Origin of the sequence: Azospirillum sp. A23, from assembly GCF_042938965.1 — a bacterium.
GTDB lineage: Bacteria > Pseudomonadota > Alphaproteobacteria > Azospirillales > Azospirillaceae > Azospirillum > Azospirillum melinis.
The window spans coordinates 203969-222523 of sequence record NZ_CP170666.1 but is presented as its reverse complement, the minus strand read 5'-3'; the positions used below and the strand labels follow the sequence as shown (position 1 = coordinate 222523).

General features: G+C 68.2%; 19 protein-coding genes. 4 read left to right on the top strand and 15 right to left on the bottom strand.

Features of this window, described 5'->3' with window-relative positions:
- The first annotated feature begins 5 nt into the window (after positions 1 to 5).
- Together ABNQ40_RS10055 and ABNQ40_RS10050 are read left to right on the top strand one after the other, a co-directional pair.
- Positions 6 to 1133: a cysteine desulfurase family protein gene (locus ABNQ40_RS10055; RefSeq protein ID WP_109049559.1), complete on the top strand. Its 1128-nt coding sequence runs from the start codon at positions 6 to 8 to the stop codon at positions 1131 to 1133.
- Between the two features lie 87 nt (positions 1134 to 1220).
- Complete coding sequence (locus ABNQ40_RS10050; protein WP_109049558.1) at positions 1221 to 1892, top strand: hypothetical protein; 672 nt, start codon at positions 1221 to 1223, stop codon at positions 1890 to 1892.
- Positions 1893 to 1956: 64 nt separating this feature from the next.
- On the opposite strand, the gene ABNQ40_RS10045 is transcribed toward ABNQ40_RS10050, so the two are convergent.
- Complete coding sequence (locus tag ABNQ40_RS10045; RefSeq protein ID WP_282187246.1) at positions 1957 to 2685, bottom strand: porin; 729 nt, start codon at positions 2683 to 2685, stop codon at positions 1957 to 1959.
- Between the two features lie 587 nt (positions 2686 to 3272).
- Here ABNQ40_RS10045 and ABNQ40_RS10040 point away from each other — a divergent pair.
- Both ABNQ40_RS10040 and ABNQ40_RS10035 read left to right on the top strand, forming a co-directional pair.
- Positions 3273 to 3686 (top strand): hypothetical protein, encoded by a 414-nt coding sequence (locus ABNQ40_RS10040; protein ID WP_109049556.1) that lies wholly within the window; start codon positions 3273 to 3275, stop codon positions 3684 to 3686.
- A gap of 139 nt (positions 3687 to 3825) precedes the next feature.
- Positions 3826 to 4632, top strand: a complete 807-nt coding sequence (locus ABNQ40_RS10035) for a hypothetical protein (protein WP_109049555.1) — start codon at positions 3826 to 3828, stop codon at positions 4630 to 4632.
- 520 nt (positions 4633 to 5152) lie between these two features.
- Here ABNQ40_RS10035 and ABNQ40_RS10030 read toward each other — a convergent pair.
- From ABNQ40_RS10030 to ABNQ40_RS09965, 14 genes are all read right to left on the bottom strand, one after another.
- The gene (locus tag ABNQ40_RS10030) at positions 5153 to 5914 is read right to left on the bottom strand and encodes a 5-oxoprolinase subunit PxpA (protein ID WP_109049554.1); all 762 of its coding nucleotides are present in this window, start codon (positions 5912 to 5914) and stop codon (positions 5153 to 5155) included.
- Between the two features lie 42 nt (positions 5915 to 5956).
- Positions 5957 to 7531, bottom strand: coding sequence for a methyl-accepting chemotaxis protein (locus ABNQ40_RS10025; protein ID WP_146255481.1), 1575 nt, complete (start codon positions 7529 to 7531; stop codon positions 5957 to 5959).
- Positions 7532 to 7576: 45 nt separating this feature from the next.
- Positions 7577 to 8599 (bottom strand): biotin-dependent carboxyltransferase family protein, encoded by a 1023-nt coding sequence (locus tag ABNQ40_RS10020; RefSeq protein WP_109049552.1) that lies wholly within the window; start codon positions 8597 to 8599, stop codon positions 7577 to 7579.
- On the bottom strand, positions 8596 to 9363 hold the full coding sequence (gene pxpB / locus ABNQ40_RS10015) for a 5-oxoprolinase subunit PxpB (RefSeq protein WP_109049551.1): 768 nt from the start codon (positions 9361 to 9363) through the stop codon (positions 8596 to 8598). Before pxpB ends, ABNQ40_RS10020 begins: the two co-directional genes overlap by 4 nt.
- A 43-nt stretch (positions 9364 to 9406) precedes the next feature.
- The gene (locus ABNQ40_RS10010) at positions 9407 to 10177 is read right to left on the bottom strand and encodes an ABC transporter substrate-binding protein (RefSeq protein ID WP_109049550.1); all 771 of its coding nucleotides are present in this window, start codon (positions 10175 to 10177) and stop codon (positions 9407 to 9409) included.
- An 86-nt stretch (positions 10178 to 10263) separates the two neighbouring features.
- A complete protein-coding gene (locus ABNQ40_RS10005; RefSeq protein ID WP_109049549.1) occupies positions 10264 to 11052 on the bottom strand; it encodes a putative hydro-lyase in 789 nt (262 codons plus the stop codon).
- Positions 11053 to 11215: 163 nt separating this feature from the next.
- The gene (locus ABNQ40_RS10000; protein WP_247879746.1) at positions 11216 to 11989 is read right to left on the bottom strand and encodes an ABC transporter ATP-binding protein; all 774 of its coding nucleotides are present in this window, start codon (positions 11987 to 11989) and stop codon (positions 11216 to 11218) included.
- A 4-nt stretch (positions 11990 to 11993) separates the two neighbouring features.
- A complete protein-coding gene (locus tag ABNQ40_RS09995) occupies positions 11994 to 12713 on the bottom strand; it encodes an ABC transporter ATP-binding protein (protein WP_174470034.1) in 720 nt (239 codons plus the stop codon).
- Positions 12710 to 13726 (bottom strand): branched-chain amino acid ABC transporter permease, encoded by a 1017-nt coding sequence (locus ABNQ40_RS09990; RefSeq protein WP_109049547.1) that lies wholly within the window; start codon positions 13724 to 13726, stop codon positions 12710 to 12712. Before ABNQ40_RS09990 ends, ABNQ40_RS09995 begins: the two co-directional genes overlap by 4 nt.
- The gene (locus ABNQ40_RS09985) at positions 13726 to 14592 is read right to left on the bottom strand and encodes a branched-chain amino acid ABC transporter permease (RefSeq protein ID WP_109049546.1); all 867 of its coding nucleotides are present in this window, start codon (positions 14590 to 14592) and stop codon (positions 13726 to 13728) included. The genes ABNQ40_RS09990 and ABNQ40_RS09985 overlap by 1 nt, the downstream gene beginning before the upstream one ends.
- A 226-nt stretch (positions 14593 to 14818) precedes the next feature.
- The gene (locus tag ABNQ40_RS09980) at positions 14819 to 16144 is read right to left on the bottom strand and encodes an ABC transporter substrate-binding protein (RefSeq protein WP_199235312.1); all 1326 of its coding nucleotides are present in this window, start codon (positions 16142 to 16144) and stop codon (positions 14819 to 14821) included.
- Between the two features lie 148 nt (positions 16145 to 16292).
- Complete coding sequence (locus ABNQ40_RS09975; protein WP_109049545.1) at positions 16293 to 17240, bottom strand: LysR family transcriptional regulator; 948 nt, start codon at positions 17238 to 17240, stop codon at positions 16293 to 16295.
- A gap of 55 nt (positions 17241 to 17295) precedes the next feature.
- Positions 17296 to 17865, bottom strand: coding sequence for a hypothetical protein (locus tag ABNQ40_RS09970; protein ID WP_109049544.1), 570 nt, complete (start codon positions 17863 to 17865; stop codon positions 17296 to 17298).
- Positions 17862 to 18524 (bottom strand): ParA family protein, encoded by a 663-nt coding sequence (locus tag ABNQ40_RS09965; protein ID WP_109049543.1) that lies wholly within the window; start codon positions 18522 to 18524, stop codon positions 17862 to 17864. The genes ABNQ40_RS09970 and ABNQ40_RS09965 overlap by 4 nt, the downstream gene beginning before the upstream one ends.
- Between the last annotated feature and the right edge of the window lie 31 nt (positions 18525 to 18555).

The window sequence follows — 18555 nt, the reverse complement described above, 5'->3', positions numbered from 1 at the left end:
GCGCCATGATCTACCTCGACCATCTGGCCTCGACGCCGCTCGACCCGCAGGTGCTGGAGGCGATGCTGCCCTGGATGCGGATTGAGGCGGCCGGCAACCCGCACGCCGCCCATCCGGCCGGCTGGCGCGCCGCCGATGCCATCGAACAGGCGCGGGCAGAGGTCGCCGCCCTGGCCGGCGCGCAGCCGGGCGAGGTCGTCTTCACCTCCGGCGCCACCGAGGCCAACGCGCTGGCGTTGCTGGGCGGCGTGCCGGCGGGCGGCGGCTGCGTCGTTTCGGCGGTGGAGCATGCCAGCATCCTCGGCTGCCTGCCTGAGCTGCGGCGGCGCGGCCATCCGGTGACCGTCCTGTCGGTCGACGGCAGCGGCCGGATCGATCCGGCCGCCCTGGACAGCGCCCTGGACGGCCTGCCGAAACCGTCCCTGGTCTCGGTGATGGCCGCGAACAACGAGGTCGGAACGGTCCAGCCCCTGGCGGAGCTGGCCGCGGTCGCCGCACGCCATGGCGCGACGATGCACAGCGACGCGGTGCAGGCACTGGGCACGCTCACGCTCGACATGGCGGCTCTCGGGCTGCATGGGCTCAGCCTGTCGGGGCACAAGCTGTATGGGCCGATGGGCATCGGCGCCCTGATCGTTCGTCCGCCCTTCCGGCCGGTGCCGGCCTCGGCCGGCGGCGGGCAGCAGCGCGGCTTGCGGGCGGGAACGCTGCCGACGCCGCTCTGCGTCGGGCTTGGCGCCGCCTGCCGGCTGGCGCGGCAGAGGCGGGAGGAGGATGCCAGCCGCATCGGCGCGCTGCGTGACCGGCTTTGGCAGCGCCTGCACCAGCGGCTGCCCGGCATCCGCCGCAACGGAGCGGCGGATGGGCTGGCCGGCTGCCTGAATGTCACCATTCCCGGCATCGATGCCGCCGACCTGCTGCTGGATCTGCCGGAGCTTGCCGTCGCCACCGGATCCGCCTGCCACAGCGGACAGGGCGAGCCGTCGCATGTCCTGCTGGCGCTCGGCCTGTCCGCGGCGGACGCCCATGCCAGCCTGCGCTTCGGGCTGGGCCGCGGCACCACGGCGGAGGAGGTGGACGAGGCGGCCGACCGGTTGGCGGCCGCGCTGGGATCAGCAAATCCAGGGGAATGAATCGCCCTGCCGGAGCGTCCTCCTTCAACTGGCTCCGCCGGCAAGGGCTGATCTGGCGGGGAAAACAACGGCAAAGGGAGAGAAACCATGATCGGTGCGAGCATCCGGACCGCGGCGGCGGCCGCCTTCCTGTTGGCGATCCCGGTGGCTGCGTCGGCGCAGCAGGCCGGCCCGTCCGCCATGACCTTCTTCGTCACCAGCGCCGGCACCGGCAAGGGGGCCGATCTCGGCGGGCTGGCCGGTGCCGACCAGCATTGCCAGCAGCTGGCCCAGGCGGCGGGCGCCGGCAGCCGCACGTGGCGGGCCTATCTCAGCACCCAGGCCGCCGACGGCCAGCCGGCGGTCAACGCGCGCGACCGCATCGGCAAGGGCCCCTGGCAGAACGCCAAGGGCGAGGTGGTCGCCCGCTCGGTCGAAGAGCTGCACGGCACCAACGCCCTGACCAAGCAGACCGCGCTGAACGAGAAGGGCGAAACCATCAATGGCCGCGGCGACCAGCCCAACACGCACGACATCCTGACCGGGTCGCAGCCCGACGGCACCGCCTTCGCCGCCGGCCAGGACATGACCTGCGGCAACTGGACCAGAAGCGGGACCGAGGGTGCGGCCATGCTCGGCCACCATGACCGGATGGGCCTGGACGAGCAACCGCCGGCGAAGTCCTGGAACTCGTCGCACGCCTCGCGCGGCGGCTGCAGCCAGGACGCGCTGAAGAGCACCGGCGGCGCCGGGCTGCTCTATTGCTTCGCGGCGAACTGAGCGGTTCGCCACCGGCTGCGGGCGGGGGGATGGCATCTCCATCCCCCCGCCCCGTCCGTCGCGGTCAGAACACCAGACGCGCGCCGACCTTGACCACCGTGCCCATGGACTCGGCACCGGTGTCGATGTTGGTGTCGGCCATCACCTGCCAGCGCGGCGTGATGCGGTAGGCCAGATCGGCGAGGTAATGGTCGCTGGCCGCGCCATTCTCCGGCAATGTCCGCCGCGCCCGGAAGGACAGGGTCATGTCGCCGCGCCCATAGGCCAGCGCCGCGTTCAGGCTGCGCACCGACACGCCGTCGGACTCCTGCTGCTGGCGCAGATCGCCGTCGAGCGTCACGCTCTGCCATGCGAACTGGGTGCCGACGATCCAGGACTGGCGCGGCAGGCGGCGGCTGTCGCTGCGCACCCGCGCCCGGCTGGTCCCGGCGGAAAAGCGGGTGCTGACGCCACCCATCAGGATGGTCTTGCGCACCGCCGCCTCAACCAGATGCATGGCCTCGCGCGGGTCGGGCATGTCGCCGGCGCCGCGCGGCATCGGGGTATAGCTGGCGCCCAGTTCGAAGCCACGCAGCGGCGGGGTGTAATAGCTCAGCTTCGCCGTCCGGCTGCCGGCCCCGGTGGAGGCCGGCACGGCCGCCGCCCCGACCAGCCGGTTGCGGGCGCTGTCGGCCTGCCCGATCTCCAGCTCCCCCCACGAGACATCGACGGCCAAGAAATGCCGCTGATCCGAAAAAATACCCTTTTGGTATAGGATATCCGCAGACGCACCGGTTGCCGATAAAATCGTCATTGCCGCCAGAATAGGCATGGAAATGCTTCGTTTCATTTGGCAAGCCCTGTGCTGTTCGGCCGATGGTCGACTGTCCGTTTGGTCGATACGGCCCTATGTATCCTTTCCGGTTTGAGGGATGTTCGTCTAAAATTCTGACAAAACTGTGACCCGCTCTTTGCATGCTGCGATGCAAAATGGCGGGATCACTCGCTTTATGCGTGAGGTCGGTGCGGGCGGATATCCACCGCGGTGGCGATGAACACCGACAACCGCCGCATCGGCGCGGAAAAAGCAGAACTTAGCGCCTTTCAACCTCCAGTCTTCTCGGCCAGGAAGAGGCCGCGACAAATCCCCACCGTATTCACAAAAATTTTCATTGAGTAATCATTCCACACGTAAGCATACATACGGAAATATTGAAGATTACTCAGGAAACTAAACGCGAGAATATTGAAAAATTGAAGATTATTATTTCGAATCTCCAAAATAATAATGCACAAAATCGCGATTTGTTCGTTTTCCAGAAACGGAAATGACATGCCGGGATACTCAAACCCCTGACGTGCAACATGCAATAATTCCGAAATCGATATGACGGGTGCGAGATGAACCAGATTCTGCGCCGGACGCTGCTTGGGCTAGCCGCCATGACGACCATGGCCGTCGCCACCACCTCGGCGATGGCTGCGACCATGACGGTCTATGTGAAGAACGACACGACGGCCACGGTAGAGTTTCAGGCCGGCGGCGGCTTCCAGGGCGTTCCGTCGCCCAGCTTTCCGACGACCATCATTCCAAGCGGCACGACCGCCGCGATCAGCGTGACCAGCCCCTATCCGACCTCCACGGGCGGCAGCTTCTACTATCGCCGCCAGGACAATCTGAAGCGGTGCTTCTTCGTGCCGTCGCGCACCATGTCCGGCTCCGTCTGGAACTGGCCGACGACCAACGCCACCCCCAGCGCCACGGGCGTGAACTGCTCCGGCACCGCGAGCAACGTCAACAGCAACGGCGACTGAACCGTCAACTTCCGAATTTATTGATCGACCATCAATACAGCCTGAGGTACAGTAAATATGCTGTATCGTTACTGAAAAGTGTCATGGCTTGTCGGTGCATCAAGGCGCCGGCAAGCCGGCGGCAGCGGGAGAGTGACCGATGAACGTACTGAATCCCACGGGCACAAGTCGGCAGCCGCCCGTTCAGTTCGCCAGCACGCCGCCCACCTCCAAGGGCACGGCGGAGGCAACGGGTGAAAGCGGCGGCCCCACCGGCGGTGCGCGCGACACCGCCGCGGTCGTCACGCTGTCGAAGACGGCCCAGACCTCCCTGTCCGGTCAGGCTGCCGCCCAATCCGCCGGGAAAAAGGATTTCGTAACCGTCGCCAAGGACGCCCGGACGACCATCGATGCCAAATACGCCGAGTTGGCCGCCAAGGACAAGCCGATGGACTATATGCACGCGACACAGGAGAGTTGGGACACCGTCTTCGGCGGACTGGACCGCCGCTCCCTCTACGCCATCGCCAGCAACAGCGACGGCAGCTTCTCGAAGGACGAACAGGATACCGCCCAGTCGATCATGTCCCAGCAGCAGGGGCAGGCCATGATGGCCGCCGACCCGACGGGCAACAATCCCGCAGCCCGCTATCGCGCCGGAGCATCCTTTCTGGACGGCGCCAGCGACGAGGAGAAGACGTCCAACAACTGGGCCGTCCAACGTGCCGCCGTCCAGTTCGGGTATGAGCAGTCGATGCGCGACAGCGGCCAGGAACCCGATACCCTCGACAGCGGCAGCCCGCTGGTCCGCATGATCAAAGGCGCCCTGGACAGCCTCAAGGACAAGGCGCCCGGCGCCGTCGCCACAGGCGGCTATGTCAAGGATCTGAAGGATATGCCGCTGTTCCGCAACGGCGTGCCGCCGGTCGCGGACGGTGCGGACAGGCCGCTCGACATCAAGGCCTGATCGGGCGGACATAAATTGCCAAGCATAAATTGCCGGACTGGGATCGACGCAACGGGGGCTTGGTACCGGTGAGGGGCGGGTCGGCTGGGTGGCGCATCAGGCGATTGGTCGCGAAGAGCGGGGCACCGGCCGCATCCTTCCCGGCTCGCGTCGACCTTCCCGCCCTGTCGGACGATCAGAGGCGTCGGATCCGCATCGGCATGACGGCCAATCTGGCGGTGGTGGACGATGACCACGCGCTCCGGGCGGCAGGGGACTGATGCCTGCGGCCTTTCGATCCTGATGAACCAGATCGGATCGCGTAAAATCGGGATCGATTTGAAGCGTGAATCCGATCGTCAAACATAACGCTATAGCTCCGTGCGTTTCATATTAAACGCACGATGCTATAGGTCGTCCAAGTGCCGATGATCGCCGAGCCGTGGGCGTCGTCGGCGCAACCGGTTGGCAAAGGTCTGGGCGAACTTGCGACACCAGCGCCGAACCACCTCACATGAGACCCCGACACCGCGCTCGACTGCTAGACCACCGCCGCCACCAGGACGCCAGCCGCCTCCAGCGCGCGGCGGACGGTCGCTGCCATGGCGACCGCGGTCGGCGTGTCGCCATGCACGCAGATGGTGTCCGCCACGATGGGCAGCCGGGTGCCGTGCCGGCTCTCCACCGCTCCGTCCAGCACCATCCGCACCACACGGGCGGCGGCCAGATCCGGATCGTGGATCACCGATCCGGCCACCGAGCGCGGCGTCAGGGTGCCGTCATCCTCATAGGTCCGGTCGGCGAAGGCCTCGCGCGCCACGCGCAGGCCGACATCCTGCCCGGCGCGCTCCATGGCGCTCAGCGGCGGGACGACGAACAGCAGGGCGGGGTCGACCGCCTTGACGGCGCGGGCGATGGCGCCGGCCAGATCCGGCTCCACCGCCGCCATGTTGTAGAGGGCGCCGTGCGGCTTCACATGGGTCACCCGCCGGCCCGACAGCGCGGCACAGGCCTGGAGCGCGCCGACCTGATAGGCGACCAGCCGCTCGACCTCCGTCGTCGTGATGCCGCGCATGACGCGGCGGCCGAAGCCGGAGCGGTCCTCGAAACCGGGATGGGCGCCGATGCGGACCCCCTTCTCTCCCGCCAGTTTGGCAGTATCGGCCATGATGGTGGGATCGCCGGCATGGAAGCCGCAGGCGATGTTGGCGGAGGTGACGATGTCCAGCATCGCCCGGTCGTCGCCCATGGTCCAGGCGCCGTACCCTTCCCCCATGTCGCAGTTCAGATCGATGCTCGGCATGGCGTTTCTCGCTCGTTCAATCGTCAGAAGACCCCGGCGTTCTCACGCCGCATCCGACTGTCGCAGGGAATGGATGAAGCCGGCAACCTCGCTGCGCATCGCCCCCATCTGGTCGGCCAGCATGCCGGCGGCGGTGTCCAGTTGCGCCGAGGCGTCGCCGGTCTGACCGGCCACTTCGGAGGTGGCGTTCACGTCCCCCAGCAGGGCGCGCACGCCCTGGGCGGCCTCGCTGACACCGCGGCCGATCTCTGCCGTCGCAGCGTTCTGCTCCTCCACCGCCGCGGCGATGGAGGCGCTGATCTGGCTGAGGCTCTCCACCACGCGGGCGATCTCGACGATCTCGTCGGCGGCGGAGCCGGTGGAGCCCTGGATGGCGCGGATCTGGGTCTCGATGTCCTCGGTCGCCTTGGCGGTCTGGGTCGCCAGCGCCTTCACCTCGCCGGCCACCACGGCGAAGCCTTTCCCCGCCTCGCCGGCGCGGGCCGCCTCAATGGTGGCATTCAGGGCCAGCAGGTTGGTCTGCTTGGCGATGGCATGGATCAGCGTCACCACCGCCGACACCCGGTCCGACGCCTGGACCAGCCCGGCCACCTGATCGGTGGCGCGGCCGGCGCGGCGCGACGCCTCGTCGGCGATGGACTGAGAATGCTGGGCCTGGGCCGAGATCTCGCGGATGGAGGCGACAAGCTCGTCCACCGCGGCGGCCATGCCGTCGACCGAGGCGTTGACCGCCGCGGCATTGCCGGCGGCCTGCCGGCTGACCTGCCCGTTGTGATCCGCCACCCCGGCAAGGCTGCGGGTGGCGAGCCCCATGCCGTCGGTGGTGCGCATCACCTCGCCCAGCGTGCTGCCGACGCGCCGTTCGAAATCGTCGGCGACCGCGGCGATGGCGGCATGGCGTTCCGCCTCGGCCTGCCGGCGCAGTTCGACCTGTTCGGCCTCCAGCCGCTGCTTGGCGGCGCCCTGCTCCTTGAAGACCTGCACGGCTTCGGCCATGCGGCCGATCTCGTCGCGGCGGTCGAGCGACGGCACATCCACCGCGCGCTCGCCGGCGGCCAGCCGGGTCATCACCCCGGTCAGGCGGACGATGGGCCGGGTGGCGCCGCGCACCATCAGGAACAGCACGCCGCACAGCGCCACCAGCGCCGCCAGCCCGCCGCCGGCCAGCAGCCACGCCCGCTCCGCCGCCTGCCGTTCGGCCCGGCGGGGCGACAGGTGGATCTCCACGGTGCCGAGCTTGTCCATCCGGCTGCCGGCCTTGCGCAGGATGTCGGCATGGCGGACCAGCACCGACGGGTCGCCGTCCGACACGTCGCCGCTCTTGGCGAAGACCTGTCCCTTGGGATCGAGGACCCGGCTGCCGAGATAGTCGGGATCGTTGGTCAGAGCGGCGAGCTGTGCCGCGGCGGAGTCGGCATCGACGTTCCACAGCGGCTCCGCCAGCCCGCCGGCGATGACACGGACGGTGACGGCGGCCCGGTCCTCCAACGCGGTGCGGGCATCCTCGCGGTTGACGGTGACGACGGCGGCTATGCCGGTCGCGCTGATGATTGTGACCATCAGGGCGATGGGAACGACGACACGCATGGCAAGGGTACGGCCCACACGCTGCAGCATCAGGTCCACTCCATTGTGGGTGTTCGGGCATTGGAAAGCGAACGGTCAGTCCCAGCCGGTGACGGCGCCGCCGATCAGGTTGAAGCCGAGCAGCCGGCCGCTGTCGTAGAGGGCGAAGCCGCCGGCCGATTGCAGAAGTGCCGGCAGTCCGTCCACCAGCTCGCGATGACGGGCCTGGATGCGCCCGGCCTCCGCCGCGTCGACGGCAGCGAAGCGCAACCGCTCGCCGGGCCGCATCTGCGCCAGCGCCGCCACGTCCGGCCCGACGACGCAGGCGATCTTGGGATAGCCGCCGGTGGTCTGGCGGTCGGCCAGCAGCACGATGGGCCGCCCGGTGCCCGGCACCTGCACGGCCCCCAGCGGGATGCCGTCCGACGTGATGTTGAAACCGCGGGAATGTTCGATCACCGGGCCGTCCAGCCGGCAGCCCATGCGGTCGGCCTCGTGGCTGAGAGCGTAGTCCTCCTCCAGGAAGGCTTCGATCCCGGCGGCGGTGAAATAGTCCTGCTGCGGTCCGAGCATGACGCGAAGCCGCCCGCCGCGCGCCGGCAACAGGGAGGGGTCGAGGCAGCGCTCGCCCCGGTCGGCCGCCTGGTCGAGGGCCAGCGGCAGCCGGTCGCCGGCCTTCAGCACGCCGCCGTCCAGTCCACCCATACGGCTGCGTATGTGGGTAGCGACGCTGCCCAGCACCGGCTGAAGCGCGAAGCCGCCCTCCACCGCCCAATAGCCGCGCATGCCGCTGCGCAAGTTCCCGACGCGCAGGGTCTGGCCGTCGGTCAGGCGCAGGCTGGTCCAGCCCGGCACCGGATCGCCGTCCACCGTCAGGTCGGCATCGGCGGCGACGGCGACGCGCACCGGCCCGCCCTCGACCGTCACGCTGTCGCCGGCCAGGGTGAACTCCACCGCCCCCTCCCCCGGCCGATTGCCGACCAGGGCGTTGGCGGCGGCATGCAGCAACGGATCGGCCGCTCCTGCGACCGAGACGCCGTAGCGCTGATAGCCGACCCGTCCGCGGTCCTGAATGGTGGAGCTGGGACCGGCTGCCGCCACGCGCAGATGGGTGGTCATGCGGCGGCTCCCTGCATCAGCGCGACAGAGGGCGTTACTGTTTCGCAGTCCGGCAGATAGCCGCTGATACTGTCCAGGCGGTCGTATTCGGCAGCACTGATCGCGGTGAAGCGGATGCGGTCGCCGGGGGCGAGCAGGAAGGGCGGCTCCCTCTTGAGATCGAACGTCCGGGCCGGGGTACGGCCCAGCAGGTGCCAACCGCTGGGCATGGCGATGGGGGAGATCGCCGCCTGCGCCCCGCCCTGCATGACGCTGCCGGCCGGTGTGACCATGCGTGGGTTCTCGCGCCGGGGCTGGTGAAGCATCTCCGGCAGGCCGCCGAGATAGGCGAAGCCGGGGGAGAAGCCGAGCATGTAGACCCGGTAGTCGGCGGTGCAGTGCAGCCGCACCACCTCCTCCGTGCCGAGGCCGGAGCGGCGGGCCACCTCGTCCAGATCCTCGCCATGGGCGCCGCCGAAGCAGACCGGCACGATCCAGCGCAGCTGCGGTTCCGCTGCCGCCTGTGTCAGCTCGGTTGCCAGCCCCAACAGGGCTTGGCCCAGCGGTTCGGCCGCCGTCACCGCCGGGTCGAACTGCACCAGGATAGAGCGGTACGTGGGCACCGTCTCGACGATGCCCGGCAGTTGGGCGTCGGCGATGCGGCGGTCGAGCCGGTGGACGGCGGCGTTCAGATCCGGGGCGATGCCGTCGCCCAACTCGACGATCAGGGCACTGTCCCCGGCCGCCCGCAGAACGGGGGCCGGAACCGGGGTGGTCACGCTCATGGCGGCTTCTCGAAAGCTGGTCGAAGGGGAAGGCAACCGACGGTTAGCGGGCGTACTTGTCCAGAATCTGCTGATAGGCGCCGCTGGCCTTCATCGCCGCGACCCCGGCGTCGAACTCGTCGCGCAGCTTTGCGGTGTCGCGCGCCTTGGTGAAGGCGATGTAGCTGGGGATGTCCTGCACCGCCGGGGTCAGTTCCTTCACCTTGTCCAGGGCGCCGGCCTGCTTCAGGAAATACTGCGCGACATAGCGGTTGCTGGGCATGACCTCGAAGCGGCCGGAGACCAGCTTCTTGACGTTGCTGTCGCTGTCGTTGGACTTCTCCACAGCCGGCAACACGCCGGTCTTGATCGCGTCATCGACGATGGGGCCGTAGCTGATCTGGTTGACCACGCCGAACTTGCGGTCGGCCAGCTTGGACAGATCGCCGTCGAAGCTGACCGGGCTGTCCTTCGCCACGAACAGCGAGACCACCTGCGGCACCAGCACCTGGGTCGAGTAATTCAGGAACTGCTCGCGCTCCGGCGTCTTGTAGGCGGTGAAGACGGCATCGGCGCCGCCCTCGCGCACGGTGTCGAGCGCACGGGCCCACGGCATGATCTCCACCGTGACGGCATGCCCGGCGGCCTTCATCGCCTCGGTCACGATGTCGTAGGCGATGCCGGCCGGCTTGCCGCCGTCGTCATAGATCAGCGGCGGGAAGCTGAGCGCCACCATGCGCAGCTGGTCGGCCGAAGCCGGCGCCGCGACGGCAGTCAGCAGGCCGGCGGCCAGGGCGGCTTTGGAGAGCAGACGGACGGAGAATCGGATTGGCATCGGGCAAGCCTCCACCGTGTCCGCGCGGGGCGGAATGCCCGCGCGGCGGCCGGTATCGCAGGGGATGAAGCGGGGGAAAGGAGCGGTCAGAGCACCGACAGGTGCGTGTTCAGCAGGTCGGTGATCAGCATGGCGCCGGGGCTGTGGCTGATGGCGATGGGCGGGCGGGCGTTGCGGATCGCGACCTGTGGCGTCACCCCGCAGGCCCAGAAGACCGGCACCTCGCCGGGCTCGATGGGAACCGCCTCGCCATGTTCCGGCCGGGCGATGTCACGGATGCCGATGGCGGCCGGATCGCCGAAATGCACCGGCGCACCGTGCACCGACGGGAAGCGCGAGGTGATCTGGATGGCGCGGATGGCATCCTTCGGCACCATCGGCCGCATCGACACCACCATGGTGCCGCCGAAGCGGCCGGCCGGGGTGCAGGGGATGCTGGTCTCGTACATCGGGACATTGCGGTTCATCGCGATGTGCCGCACCGGCAGCCCGTCGGCCAGCAGGGCCTCCTCGAAGGAGAAGGAACAGCCGATCAGGAAGGCGACGAAATCGTCCTGCCACAGGTCGCCGATGTCGGTCGGCTCGGCGGAGAGCACGCCGTCGCGATAGACGCGGTAGCGCGGCACGTCGGTGCGGATGTCGATGTCATGGCCCAGCGTCGGCAGGCGCGGGTCGCCGACCTCCGACACCGCCAGCAGCGGACAGGGCCGCGGGTTGGCCTGGCAGAAGCGCAGGAAGTCGCCGGCCCAGTCCGCCGGCAGGATGGCGAGGTTGGCCTGGACATGGCCGGGGGCGAGACCGGCGGTCTGGCCGCTGTTGGCGCCGCTGCGGATGCGCAGGCGTTCGGCGGCGGCGGAGAGGGGAGTGGTCGTCATGGGGATGGTCCGGGGTTTTGGTTGTTCCCTCTCCCCCCCGGGGAGAGGGTCAGGGTGAGGGGGATGCATTGCGAGGCTCACTTCGGCTCCGCCGAACCCCCTCATCCCAACCTTCTCCCCAGGGGGGAGAAGGAGCAGAGGTCCGGCAATGGACTAGGCTCTCTCACATGCCCAGATACGCCTGCCGCACCTCGTCGTTGCCCAGCAGGTCCTGGCCGCTGCCTTCCATCACGACGCGGCCGGTCTGGATGACATAGCCGCGGTCGGCGATCTCCAGCGCGCGGTGGACGTTCTGTTCGACGAGCAGCACGGTGATGCCGCGCTGGCGGATCAGCTGGATGGTCTCGAAGATGCGGGTCACCAGCTTCGGCGCGACGCCCCAGGACGGTTCGTCCAGCATCAGGAGGTCGGGCTGGCTCATCAGGCCGCGGCACATCGCCAGCATCTGCTGTTCGCCGCCCGACAGGGTGCCGGCCTGCTGGCGGCGGCGTTCGCCGAGCACGGTGAAGGTGTCGTAGGCGAATTGGAGCGTTTGCTCGCGTTTGGCCGCATCGCTGGTGGTGAAGCCGCCGAGCATCAGGTTCTGTTCCACCGTCAGGCGCGGGAACAGGCGGCGGCCCTCCGGCACCAGCACCAGCCCGCGCTTCACCCGCTCGTGGGCGGGCACCGCGGAGATGTCCTGGCCCTTCAGCAGGATCGACCCGCCGTCGAGCGCGTTCAGCCCGGCGACGGCGCGCAGCGTGGTCGACTTGCCGTTGCCGTTGCCGCCGACCAGCGCGACGATCTCGCCCCGGTTCAGGGTCAGGCTGATATCGCGGATCGCCGGGACGCGGCGATAGCTGGACTGGATGTTGCGGACCTGCAGCATCGTCTCGCCCGCGGGAGCCGGAACGGGGGCGACGGGGCGGACGGGTTCGGACAGCGTCGGTTGGAGCATCGTCTCACTCCCCCAGATAGGCGGCGATGACCGCCGGGTTCTCGGCGATCTCGGCCGGGGTGCCGTCGGCGATCTTCGCACCGTAATCGAGCACGAGCATCCGGTGGGCGATGGGCATGATGCCCTCCATCACATGTTCGACGATGATGCTGGCGATGCCGCGCTGGTGGATGCGGTGGACCAGGGCAGAGGCCTCGCGCACCTCGGTCGGGTTGAGGCCGGCCATCACCTCGTCCAGCAGGATCAGCTTCGGTTCAGTGGCAAGCGCGCGGGCGACCTCCAGCCGCTTCTGTTCCGACACCGTCAGGTCCGACGCCGGGGTGTCCGCCCGGTGCGACAGGCCGACGAAGGCCAACTCGTCCTCCGCCCGCTCGCGCGCCTCGGCCACCCGCTTGTTGCGCAGCATGGCGCCGACCATGACGTTCTCCAGCGCCGTCATAGACTGGAAGACGCGGACGATCTGGAAAGTGCGGGCGATGCCCAGCGCCGCTGCCGCCTCCGGCGTCGAGCCGGTGATGTCGTGGCCTTCGAAGGCGATGCGGCCGGTGGTGGGGGTGTGGAAGCCGGCGAGGCAGTTGAACAGGGTGGTCTTGCCGGCGCCGTTCGGGCCGATCAGCCCGATGATCTCGCCGTGATGGACGATGAAGCTGATGTCGCGGTTGGCGACCAACCCGTCGAAGGCCTTGCCCAGGCCGTCCACGGCAAGCAGGGGGGCGGTGTTCACGGGCGGATCTCCTTGGCGCTGGTCTTGGCCTCGGCCGGCTTGGCGCCGGGCAGATGGCGCCGCAGGTCGCCCAGCAGGCCCAGCACGCCGGACGGGCTGAACACGGCGACCAGGATGATCATGGCGGCGTAGATGATCATGTCGGTGCCGGAACCGGTGCTGCCGAACAGGGTGCGGCTGTATTCCTCGATGGTGATGAGGATGACGGCGCCCAGCACCGGTCCCATCAGCCGGCCGACGCCGCCCAGGATGGCGATCAGCGCGATCTTGATCGAGATCGTCGTGGCGAACACCGAACCCGGATCGATGAACATCTCCTTCTGGGCGTAGAAGCTACCGCCCATCGCCGTCAGGAAGGCCGACACCGTCAGGGCGATCAGCTTGTAGCGGGTCAGGCTGACGCCCAGCGCGCGGGCCGCTTCCGGCTCGTCCTTGATGGCGCGGAAATAATAGCCGATGTGGCTGCGCTCGATGGCCCAGGACACCAGCACCGTCAGCACCAGCAGGCCGAGGATGACGTAGTAGTAGGGCAGTTTCGACAGGAAGATCAGCACGCCCCAGCCGCTCTGGTCCATCGGCAGGTAGAGGCCGACGGCCCCTTCGAGGGCGTCGCTGTTCGTGACCAGGATCTGCATGATCTCCGCCACCGCGATGGTCGCCATGGCGAAATAATGCCCCTTCAGCCGGAAGCAGGGCCAGCCCATGGCGAGCGCGAAGGCCGCCGCCACCAGCCCTCCGGCGAGCGCGCCGATCCAGGGCGTCAGCCCCAGGGTCAGCAGCAGCATGGTCGAGGTGTAGGCGCCGATGCCGTAGAACACCGCATGGCCGAGCGAGACCTGCCCGGCATAGCCGCCGACGATGTTCCAGGCCACGCCCATCTGGGCGCCCATCAGGATCAGGATCAGGAAGTTCTGCTGCGACGGTTCGGTGACCGCCAGCGGCAGGACGGCGGCGAGCGCCAGCAGGGCGGCGGTGCCGGCCATCTTACGTGAGGAGTTGGTTCCGGTCGTCATCAGGCTTTCCCCAGCAGGCCGCGCGGACGCACCAGCAGCACGATCAGCAGCAGCGACAGCACGATGGCGGTCTTGTATTCCGGGCCGACCAGGAAGCCGCCCAGCACCTCGATCAGCCCGACGATGATGCCGGCCAGGAAGGCGCCGGTGACGCTGCCGAAGCCGCCCAGCACGACCACCACGAAGGCGATCAGGATGAAGTTCGATCCCACCTCCGGGAAGATCGGGAAGAAGGTGGCGATCAGCCCGCCGGCCAGACCGGCGCAGGCGGCGCCGATGCCCCAGGCGAGCGCGAACATCTTCTGGCCGTCGATGCCCATCAGGGTGGCGGCCTCACGGTCGATGGCGGTGGCTTCCAGCGCGGTGCCGAGGCGGGTGCGGTGCAGGAACATCCACAGGGCACCGGTCACGCCGACGGCACCGAGCGCGGCGACGAATTGCGGCAGGCCGAACTGAACGGGACCGAAGGCAACGTTGCCGCTGACGAGGCTGTGCGGGATCAGCCGGTGATCGGGCTTCCAGAAGAACTGGGCCAGACCGCGCAGCAGGATCATCAGGCCGAAGGTCGCGAAGATCTGCGACAGCATCGGCGCCTTCAGGATGCGGCGGATCACCGTCTGGTAGACGATGACGCCGACCGCGAACAGCAGCAACGCCGTCAGGGGAAGCGCCACGATGGGGTCGATGGCGAAGAGGGCGAAGGCCCAGAAGCTGGCATACATGCCCAGCATCAGGAATTCGCCATGGGCGAAATTGACGATGTCCATCACGCCGAAGATCAGCGTCAGGCCGACCGCGACCAGGGCGTAGATCAGCCCGATCAGCAGGCCCGAGACGAGCACTTGGAAAAGAATGTCTGCGGTCATTGCCGCGCCCCTTTTTCGGTCAGGGTGGGCCGGAGGAGCTGTGCGGGAAAAACCCCTTTCCCATCCCGGAAAGGGTGGCGCCGATGGCGCCGGGCGGGAGATGCATCGTGGATCGAAGCGCGGAACCGACTGAACATCTCCGTAGCCCTACCCGTCGCGACGCGACGGGCTCCCCCTTTTCCGGGAAAGGAAAGGGTAAGCAGCAGCCCGATGAAAGACGCGGTGATCAGCGACCGTCCCAGGCGGGCATCGGGTAGACGACCGGCTTGGTCGCCACGTCGAACGGCCACACCGTCACATACTGGCCGCCCTGGACCTGGACGATGATGCCGGTGCCCAGCTCGTTCTGGCCGCTGGCGTCGAACTTGACGCCCTTCCACGGCATGATCAGGCCGCTGGCCGGGATGTCGGTCTTCTGGAGCGCTTCGCGGATCGCGTCGGGCTTGGTCGAGCCGGCACGGTCCAGCGCGTCGGCCAGCACGGCGATGCCGGTGAAGGCGCGAGCCGAGTTGCCGTTGAAGTTCACGCCCGACCGCTTCTGCATCAGGTCGTTGACCTGTTTGATCAGCGGGTTGCGTTCGGCCTGATCGAGCGCCCAGACCTCGCGGCTGATGACGAACTCGCCATCCTTGCCCATGGTCTTCAGGAACTCGCTGTCGTTGAAGCCGGCGTCGTTTGCCAGCAGCATCTTCGGCAGGAAGCCCAGCTCCTTGTAGGTCTTCATCGACAGGATGGCGTCGCCGAGATAGCTGGACTGCATGATGACCGCCGGGGCGGCGGCCTTGATGCGCTGCACCTCCGACGTCATCTGCGTCGTCTTCGCCGGGTAGAGGATCTTCTCGGCGATGGTGAACTTCTGCTCCTCCGACAGCTTCACCTGAAGCTTGGTCGTCTCGTTGCCCCACAGCGTGTTCTCGTTGAACAGCGCGATGTTGCGCAGCTTGTCGCCGGTCTTCTTCTCCATGTCGCCGAGGAAGGTGAAGAAGTTGCCGACGAACAGGTCGTCATGGGGCGTGGTGCGGAAGAACCATTTGAACTTGCGCTGGGTCAGCGAGGCCGAGGACGACTCGCCGTTCAGGAAGGGCACGCCATAGCGTTCGGCGACCTGGCTGGCGGTGGCGGTGACGTTGGAGAAATAGGCGCCGGTCAGCGCCACGACCTTCTCGCTGGTGATCAGCCGCTCGGCCTCGGTGGCGCCGACCTGCGGGTTGCCCTGGTGGTCGCCGAAGATCAGCTTGATCTTGGCCCCCTTCAGGTTCGGCAGGCCGATGCCGGCGACCAGACCCGGCGGGGCGGGGATTTCCTTGTTGACGATGGCGGTGGCCAGTTCAGCGGCGGCCTTCAGTTCGACGCCGGTCGAGGCGGCGGCACCGGTCAGCGGATAGATCACGCCGATGCGGATTTCATCCTCGGCATGGGCCGGGGCGGCGCCGAAGCCGATGCCGGTCAGCGCGGTCGTCGTCAGCAGGGCCGCCGCGGCAAGCATGCGCTTGATCGTCTGACGGCGGGTGGGCATGCGGGTGGGTTCGGTGATCGCTGCCGCGAACCGCATCGTGAAATCTCCTCTGTTCGGTGCCTTGGTGGCTTGCGGCGCCTGCCTTTGCGGCTGGTCGTTTGCGCCTTCTGAACAGGATGATGCCACGAACAGTCTTGGGTCCGTCCAATCGTAAGTTTTGATCTGGATTGATAAGCTGCGGCGATCAATCGCCTTCTAATGCGTTCCGGCTCGCCCCTGTGGCGTGCGGCGCCTCGTTGCCGGTCGTCGCTTCGTAATCGGCCGCCACCGCGGCGGCCAGATCGGCGACCACCGACGCCATGTGGTTCTCCGCCGTGGCGGAATGGGCGGCGCAGAAGGTCATTCCGGGCAGGGGCGCCTGCGAGCGGATCAGCCGAAGGCGGCCTTCCGCCAGTTCCCGCTGGACGATCACCGTCGGGATCACGCTGACGCCGACGGCGTCCACCGCCATGCGGACGACGCTGGCGAGCGAGCTGTTGCCGAACATCCGCACCTGCAACCCGACGGAGGAGAACATCTCGCGGATCACGCCATAGGGCTGGGTGGTGCGGGAAAAGGTGATGATCGGCCAGGCCGCCAGATCGCGCAGCGACACCGGCTCCTCCGGCAGAGGCAGAGACGGGCTGACCACCCAGCCCAGCGGATAACTGCCGACGGGGATCGCCCGGAACCGCACGTCGGTGTAGGAGGCCAGCATCACCGCCACGTCCAGCTCGTGCCGGGCGAGCGCATCGCGCAGGCTGGGCGAGGTTTCGACTTCGATCTCCAGCGACACCGCCGGATAGAGGGCGTTCAGCCGTTCGATCAACTGGCTGAGCCAGGTGTGGACCACCGTCTCCGCCACGCCCAGCCGGATGACGCCGCGAATCGCGCTGCGGTCGGCCACCGCAGTCAGCAGCTCCGACCGCAGCGCCATCATCTTCTCGGCATAGGTCAGCAGCACCATCGCCTGCGGCGTCGGCGCCACCCGCCGTCCGACGCGGTCGAACAGGACGACGCCCAGCTCGTCCTGAAGCTGGGCGATGCGGGCGGAGATGGCGGGCTGGGTGGTGTTCAGCCGCTCCGCCGCCCGGCGGAACCCGCCGAGCCGCATCGTCCAGATGAAGGTCTCCAGCGACTTCAGGTCCAGCATGCCTCACTCATCCCCGTTTCGGATCATCGCACGCCGGACTGTCGCCGCAGCCCTGTCAGTCCCGGCCGTCCAACGCCGCCAGTTCAACCTCGATCACCGCCAGCCGTTCCCGCAGCCGGTCGCGCTCGGCCTCCAGCGCCTCGCGGCGGCTGACATGGTCGAGGGCGCGGTTGCGCAGGTCGCGCTTGAACCGGACGATCTCCGGCCGGGTCACGTCGGGCCGGATCAGGTTGCTCTGGTCGGCCAAACGCAGCTGCTCGCCGGTCAGGGTGGCAAGCTGGTAGACAGTGGCGTAGCTCGGCGGCAGCTTCGCCCCCGGCAGGCGACCGCTGTCCACCGCCTCCGCCACCATGCGCAGCTGGTAGGCGACCTGATAGCCGAAGGGCAGCTCGTTCTCGACCATCGCCTGGAATTCGCCATGCGGCAGGCGCGCCCGCGCCTGGACCAGATAGCGGCCGATCAGCAGGAACTTCTCCTGCGCGCTGCGCCAGAGGGTGGAGATCTCCTGGACGAACTCCTCGCGCCGGACGAGGTCGACCGTCGCCTCCGCCATGCGCTCGATCCGCTCGTCCACCGCGATGTGGCGACGGGCCTGGGCCTTGGAAACCTGCTTGAACCCGCTCATTGCGCCAGCTCCAGTTCGTGGCGGACGAAGGCCCAGACGCCGGCGACATGCTCGGCCCCCTTGCCTCCCTTCAGCTCCAGCAGGCCGAGCCCGCGGCCGGCGGTGAACTGGATGTCCTCGTAGTCGGGAACCTCGACCGGGCAGATCCGGCCGTCGCCCAGCAGCTTGCGCTGCGCCTCGGTGAAGCCGCGGGTGCGCGGCTTGACGCGGTTCATCACGAAGGCCGCGTTCTTGCCGTAGCGGCGGACGAAGCGCATCCAGGGCCGGACGGAGTCCAGATCGTCGTCGCTCTGGCCGGTCGGCACGACGATCAGGTCGGACGACAGGGCCAGCAGCTTGAACTCCTCCGGATGGTCCTCGATGGACGGCGGCGTGTCGATGACCAGCAGGTCGAAGCCCGCGATGCCGTCCAGGGCCGCCCGGATGTCGAGCGGCGTCATGCCCGCCTCGAAATGGGTGATGGACGCCATGCCGTCCGGGCGCTTGGCGAACCACTTGGTCAGGCTGCGCTGCGGATCGAGGTCGAGCGTCGCCACCGCGCAGCCATCGAGCGCCGCCGCCACCGCGATGTTGCGGCTGAGGGTCGTCTTGCCGATCCCGCCCTTCGGGCCATTGACCAGCAACCGCTTCACCGGCCCGTGTCCCGTGTCGTTGCTCATTCCCGTGCCCCTTATCGCCATCGGCTGTGGG

Bases quoted from the DNA above. Each gene is read 5' to 3' on its own strand.
- ABNQ40_RS10055 (WP_109049559.1), top strand. From the start codon at position 6: ATGATCTACCTCGACCATCTGGCCTCGACGCCGCTCGACCCGCAGGTG.
- ABNQ40_RS10050 (WP_109049558.1), top strand. From the start codon at position 1,221: ATGATCGGTGCGAGCATCCGGACCGCGGCGGCGGCCGCCTTCCTGTTG.
- ABNQ40_RS10045 (WP_282187246.1), bottom strand. From the start codon at position 2,685: ATGACGATTTTATCGGCAACCGGTGCGTCTGCGGATATCCTATACCAA.
- ABNQ40_RS10040 (WP_109049556.1), top strand. From the start codon at position 3,273: ATGAACCAGATTCTGCGCCGGACGCTGCTTGGGCTAGCCGCCATGACG.
- ABNQ40_RS10035 (WP_109049555.1), top strand. From the start codon at position 3,826: ATGAACGTACTGAATCCCACGGGCACAAGTCGGCAGCCGCCCGTTCAG.
- ABNQ40_RS10030 (WP_109049554.1), bottom strand. From the start codon at position 5,914: ATGCCGAGCATCGATCTGAACTGCGACATGGGGGAAGGGTACGGCGCC.
- ABNQ40_RS10025 (WP_146255481.1), bottom strand. From the start codon at position 7,531: ATGCTGCAGCGTGTGGGCCGTACCCTTGCCATGCGTGTCGTCGTTCCC.
- ABNQ40_RS10020 (WP_109049552.1), bottom strand. From the start codon at position 8,599: ATGACCACCCATCTGCGCGTGGCGGCAGCCGGTCCCAGCTCCACCATT.
- pxpB (WP_109049551.1), bottom strand. From the start codon at position 9,363: ATGAGCGTGACCACCCCGGTTCCGGCCCCCGTTCTGCGGGCGGCCGGG.
- ABNQ40_RS10010 (WP_109049550.1), bottom strand. From the start codon at position 10,177: ATGCCAATCCGATTCTCCGTCCGTCTGCTCTCCAAAGCCGCCCTGGCC.
- ABNQ40_RS10005 (WP_109049549.1), bottom strand. From the start codon at position 11,052: ATGACGACCACTCCCCTCTCCGCCGCCGCCGAACGCCTGCGCATCCGC.
- ABNQ40_RS10000 (WP_247879746.1), bottom strand. From the start codon at position 11,989: ATGCTCCAACCGACGCTGTCCGAACCCGTCCGCCCCGTCGCCCCCGTT.
- ABNQ40_RS09990 (WP_109049547.1), bottom strand. From the start codon at position 13,726: ATGACGACCGGAACCAACTCCTCACGTAAGATGGCCGGCACCGCCGCC.
- ABNQ40_RS09985 (WP_109049546.1), bottom strand. From the start codon at position 14,592: ATGACCGCAGACATTCTTTTCCAAGTGCTCGTCTCGGGCCTGCTGATC.
- ABNQ40_RS09980 (WP_199235312.1), bottom strand. From the start codon at position 16,144: ATGCGGTTCGCGGCAGCGATCACCGAACCCACCCGCATGCCCACCCGC.
- ABNQ40_RS09975 (WP_109049545.1), bottom strand. From the start codon at position 17,240: ATGCTGGACCTGAAGTCGCTGGAGACCTTCATCTGGACGATGCGGCTC.
- ABNQ40_RS09970 (WP_109049544.1), bottom strand. From the start codon at position 17,865: ATGAGCGGGTTCAAGCAGGTTTCCAAGGCCCAGGCCCGTCGCCACATC.
- ABNQ40_RS09965 (WP_109049543.1), bottom strand. From the start codon at position 18,524: ATGAGCAACGACACGGGACACGGGCCGGTGAAGCGGTTGCTGGTCAAT.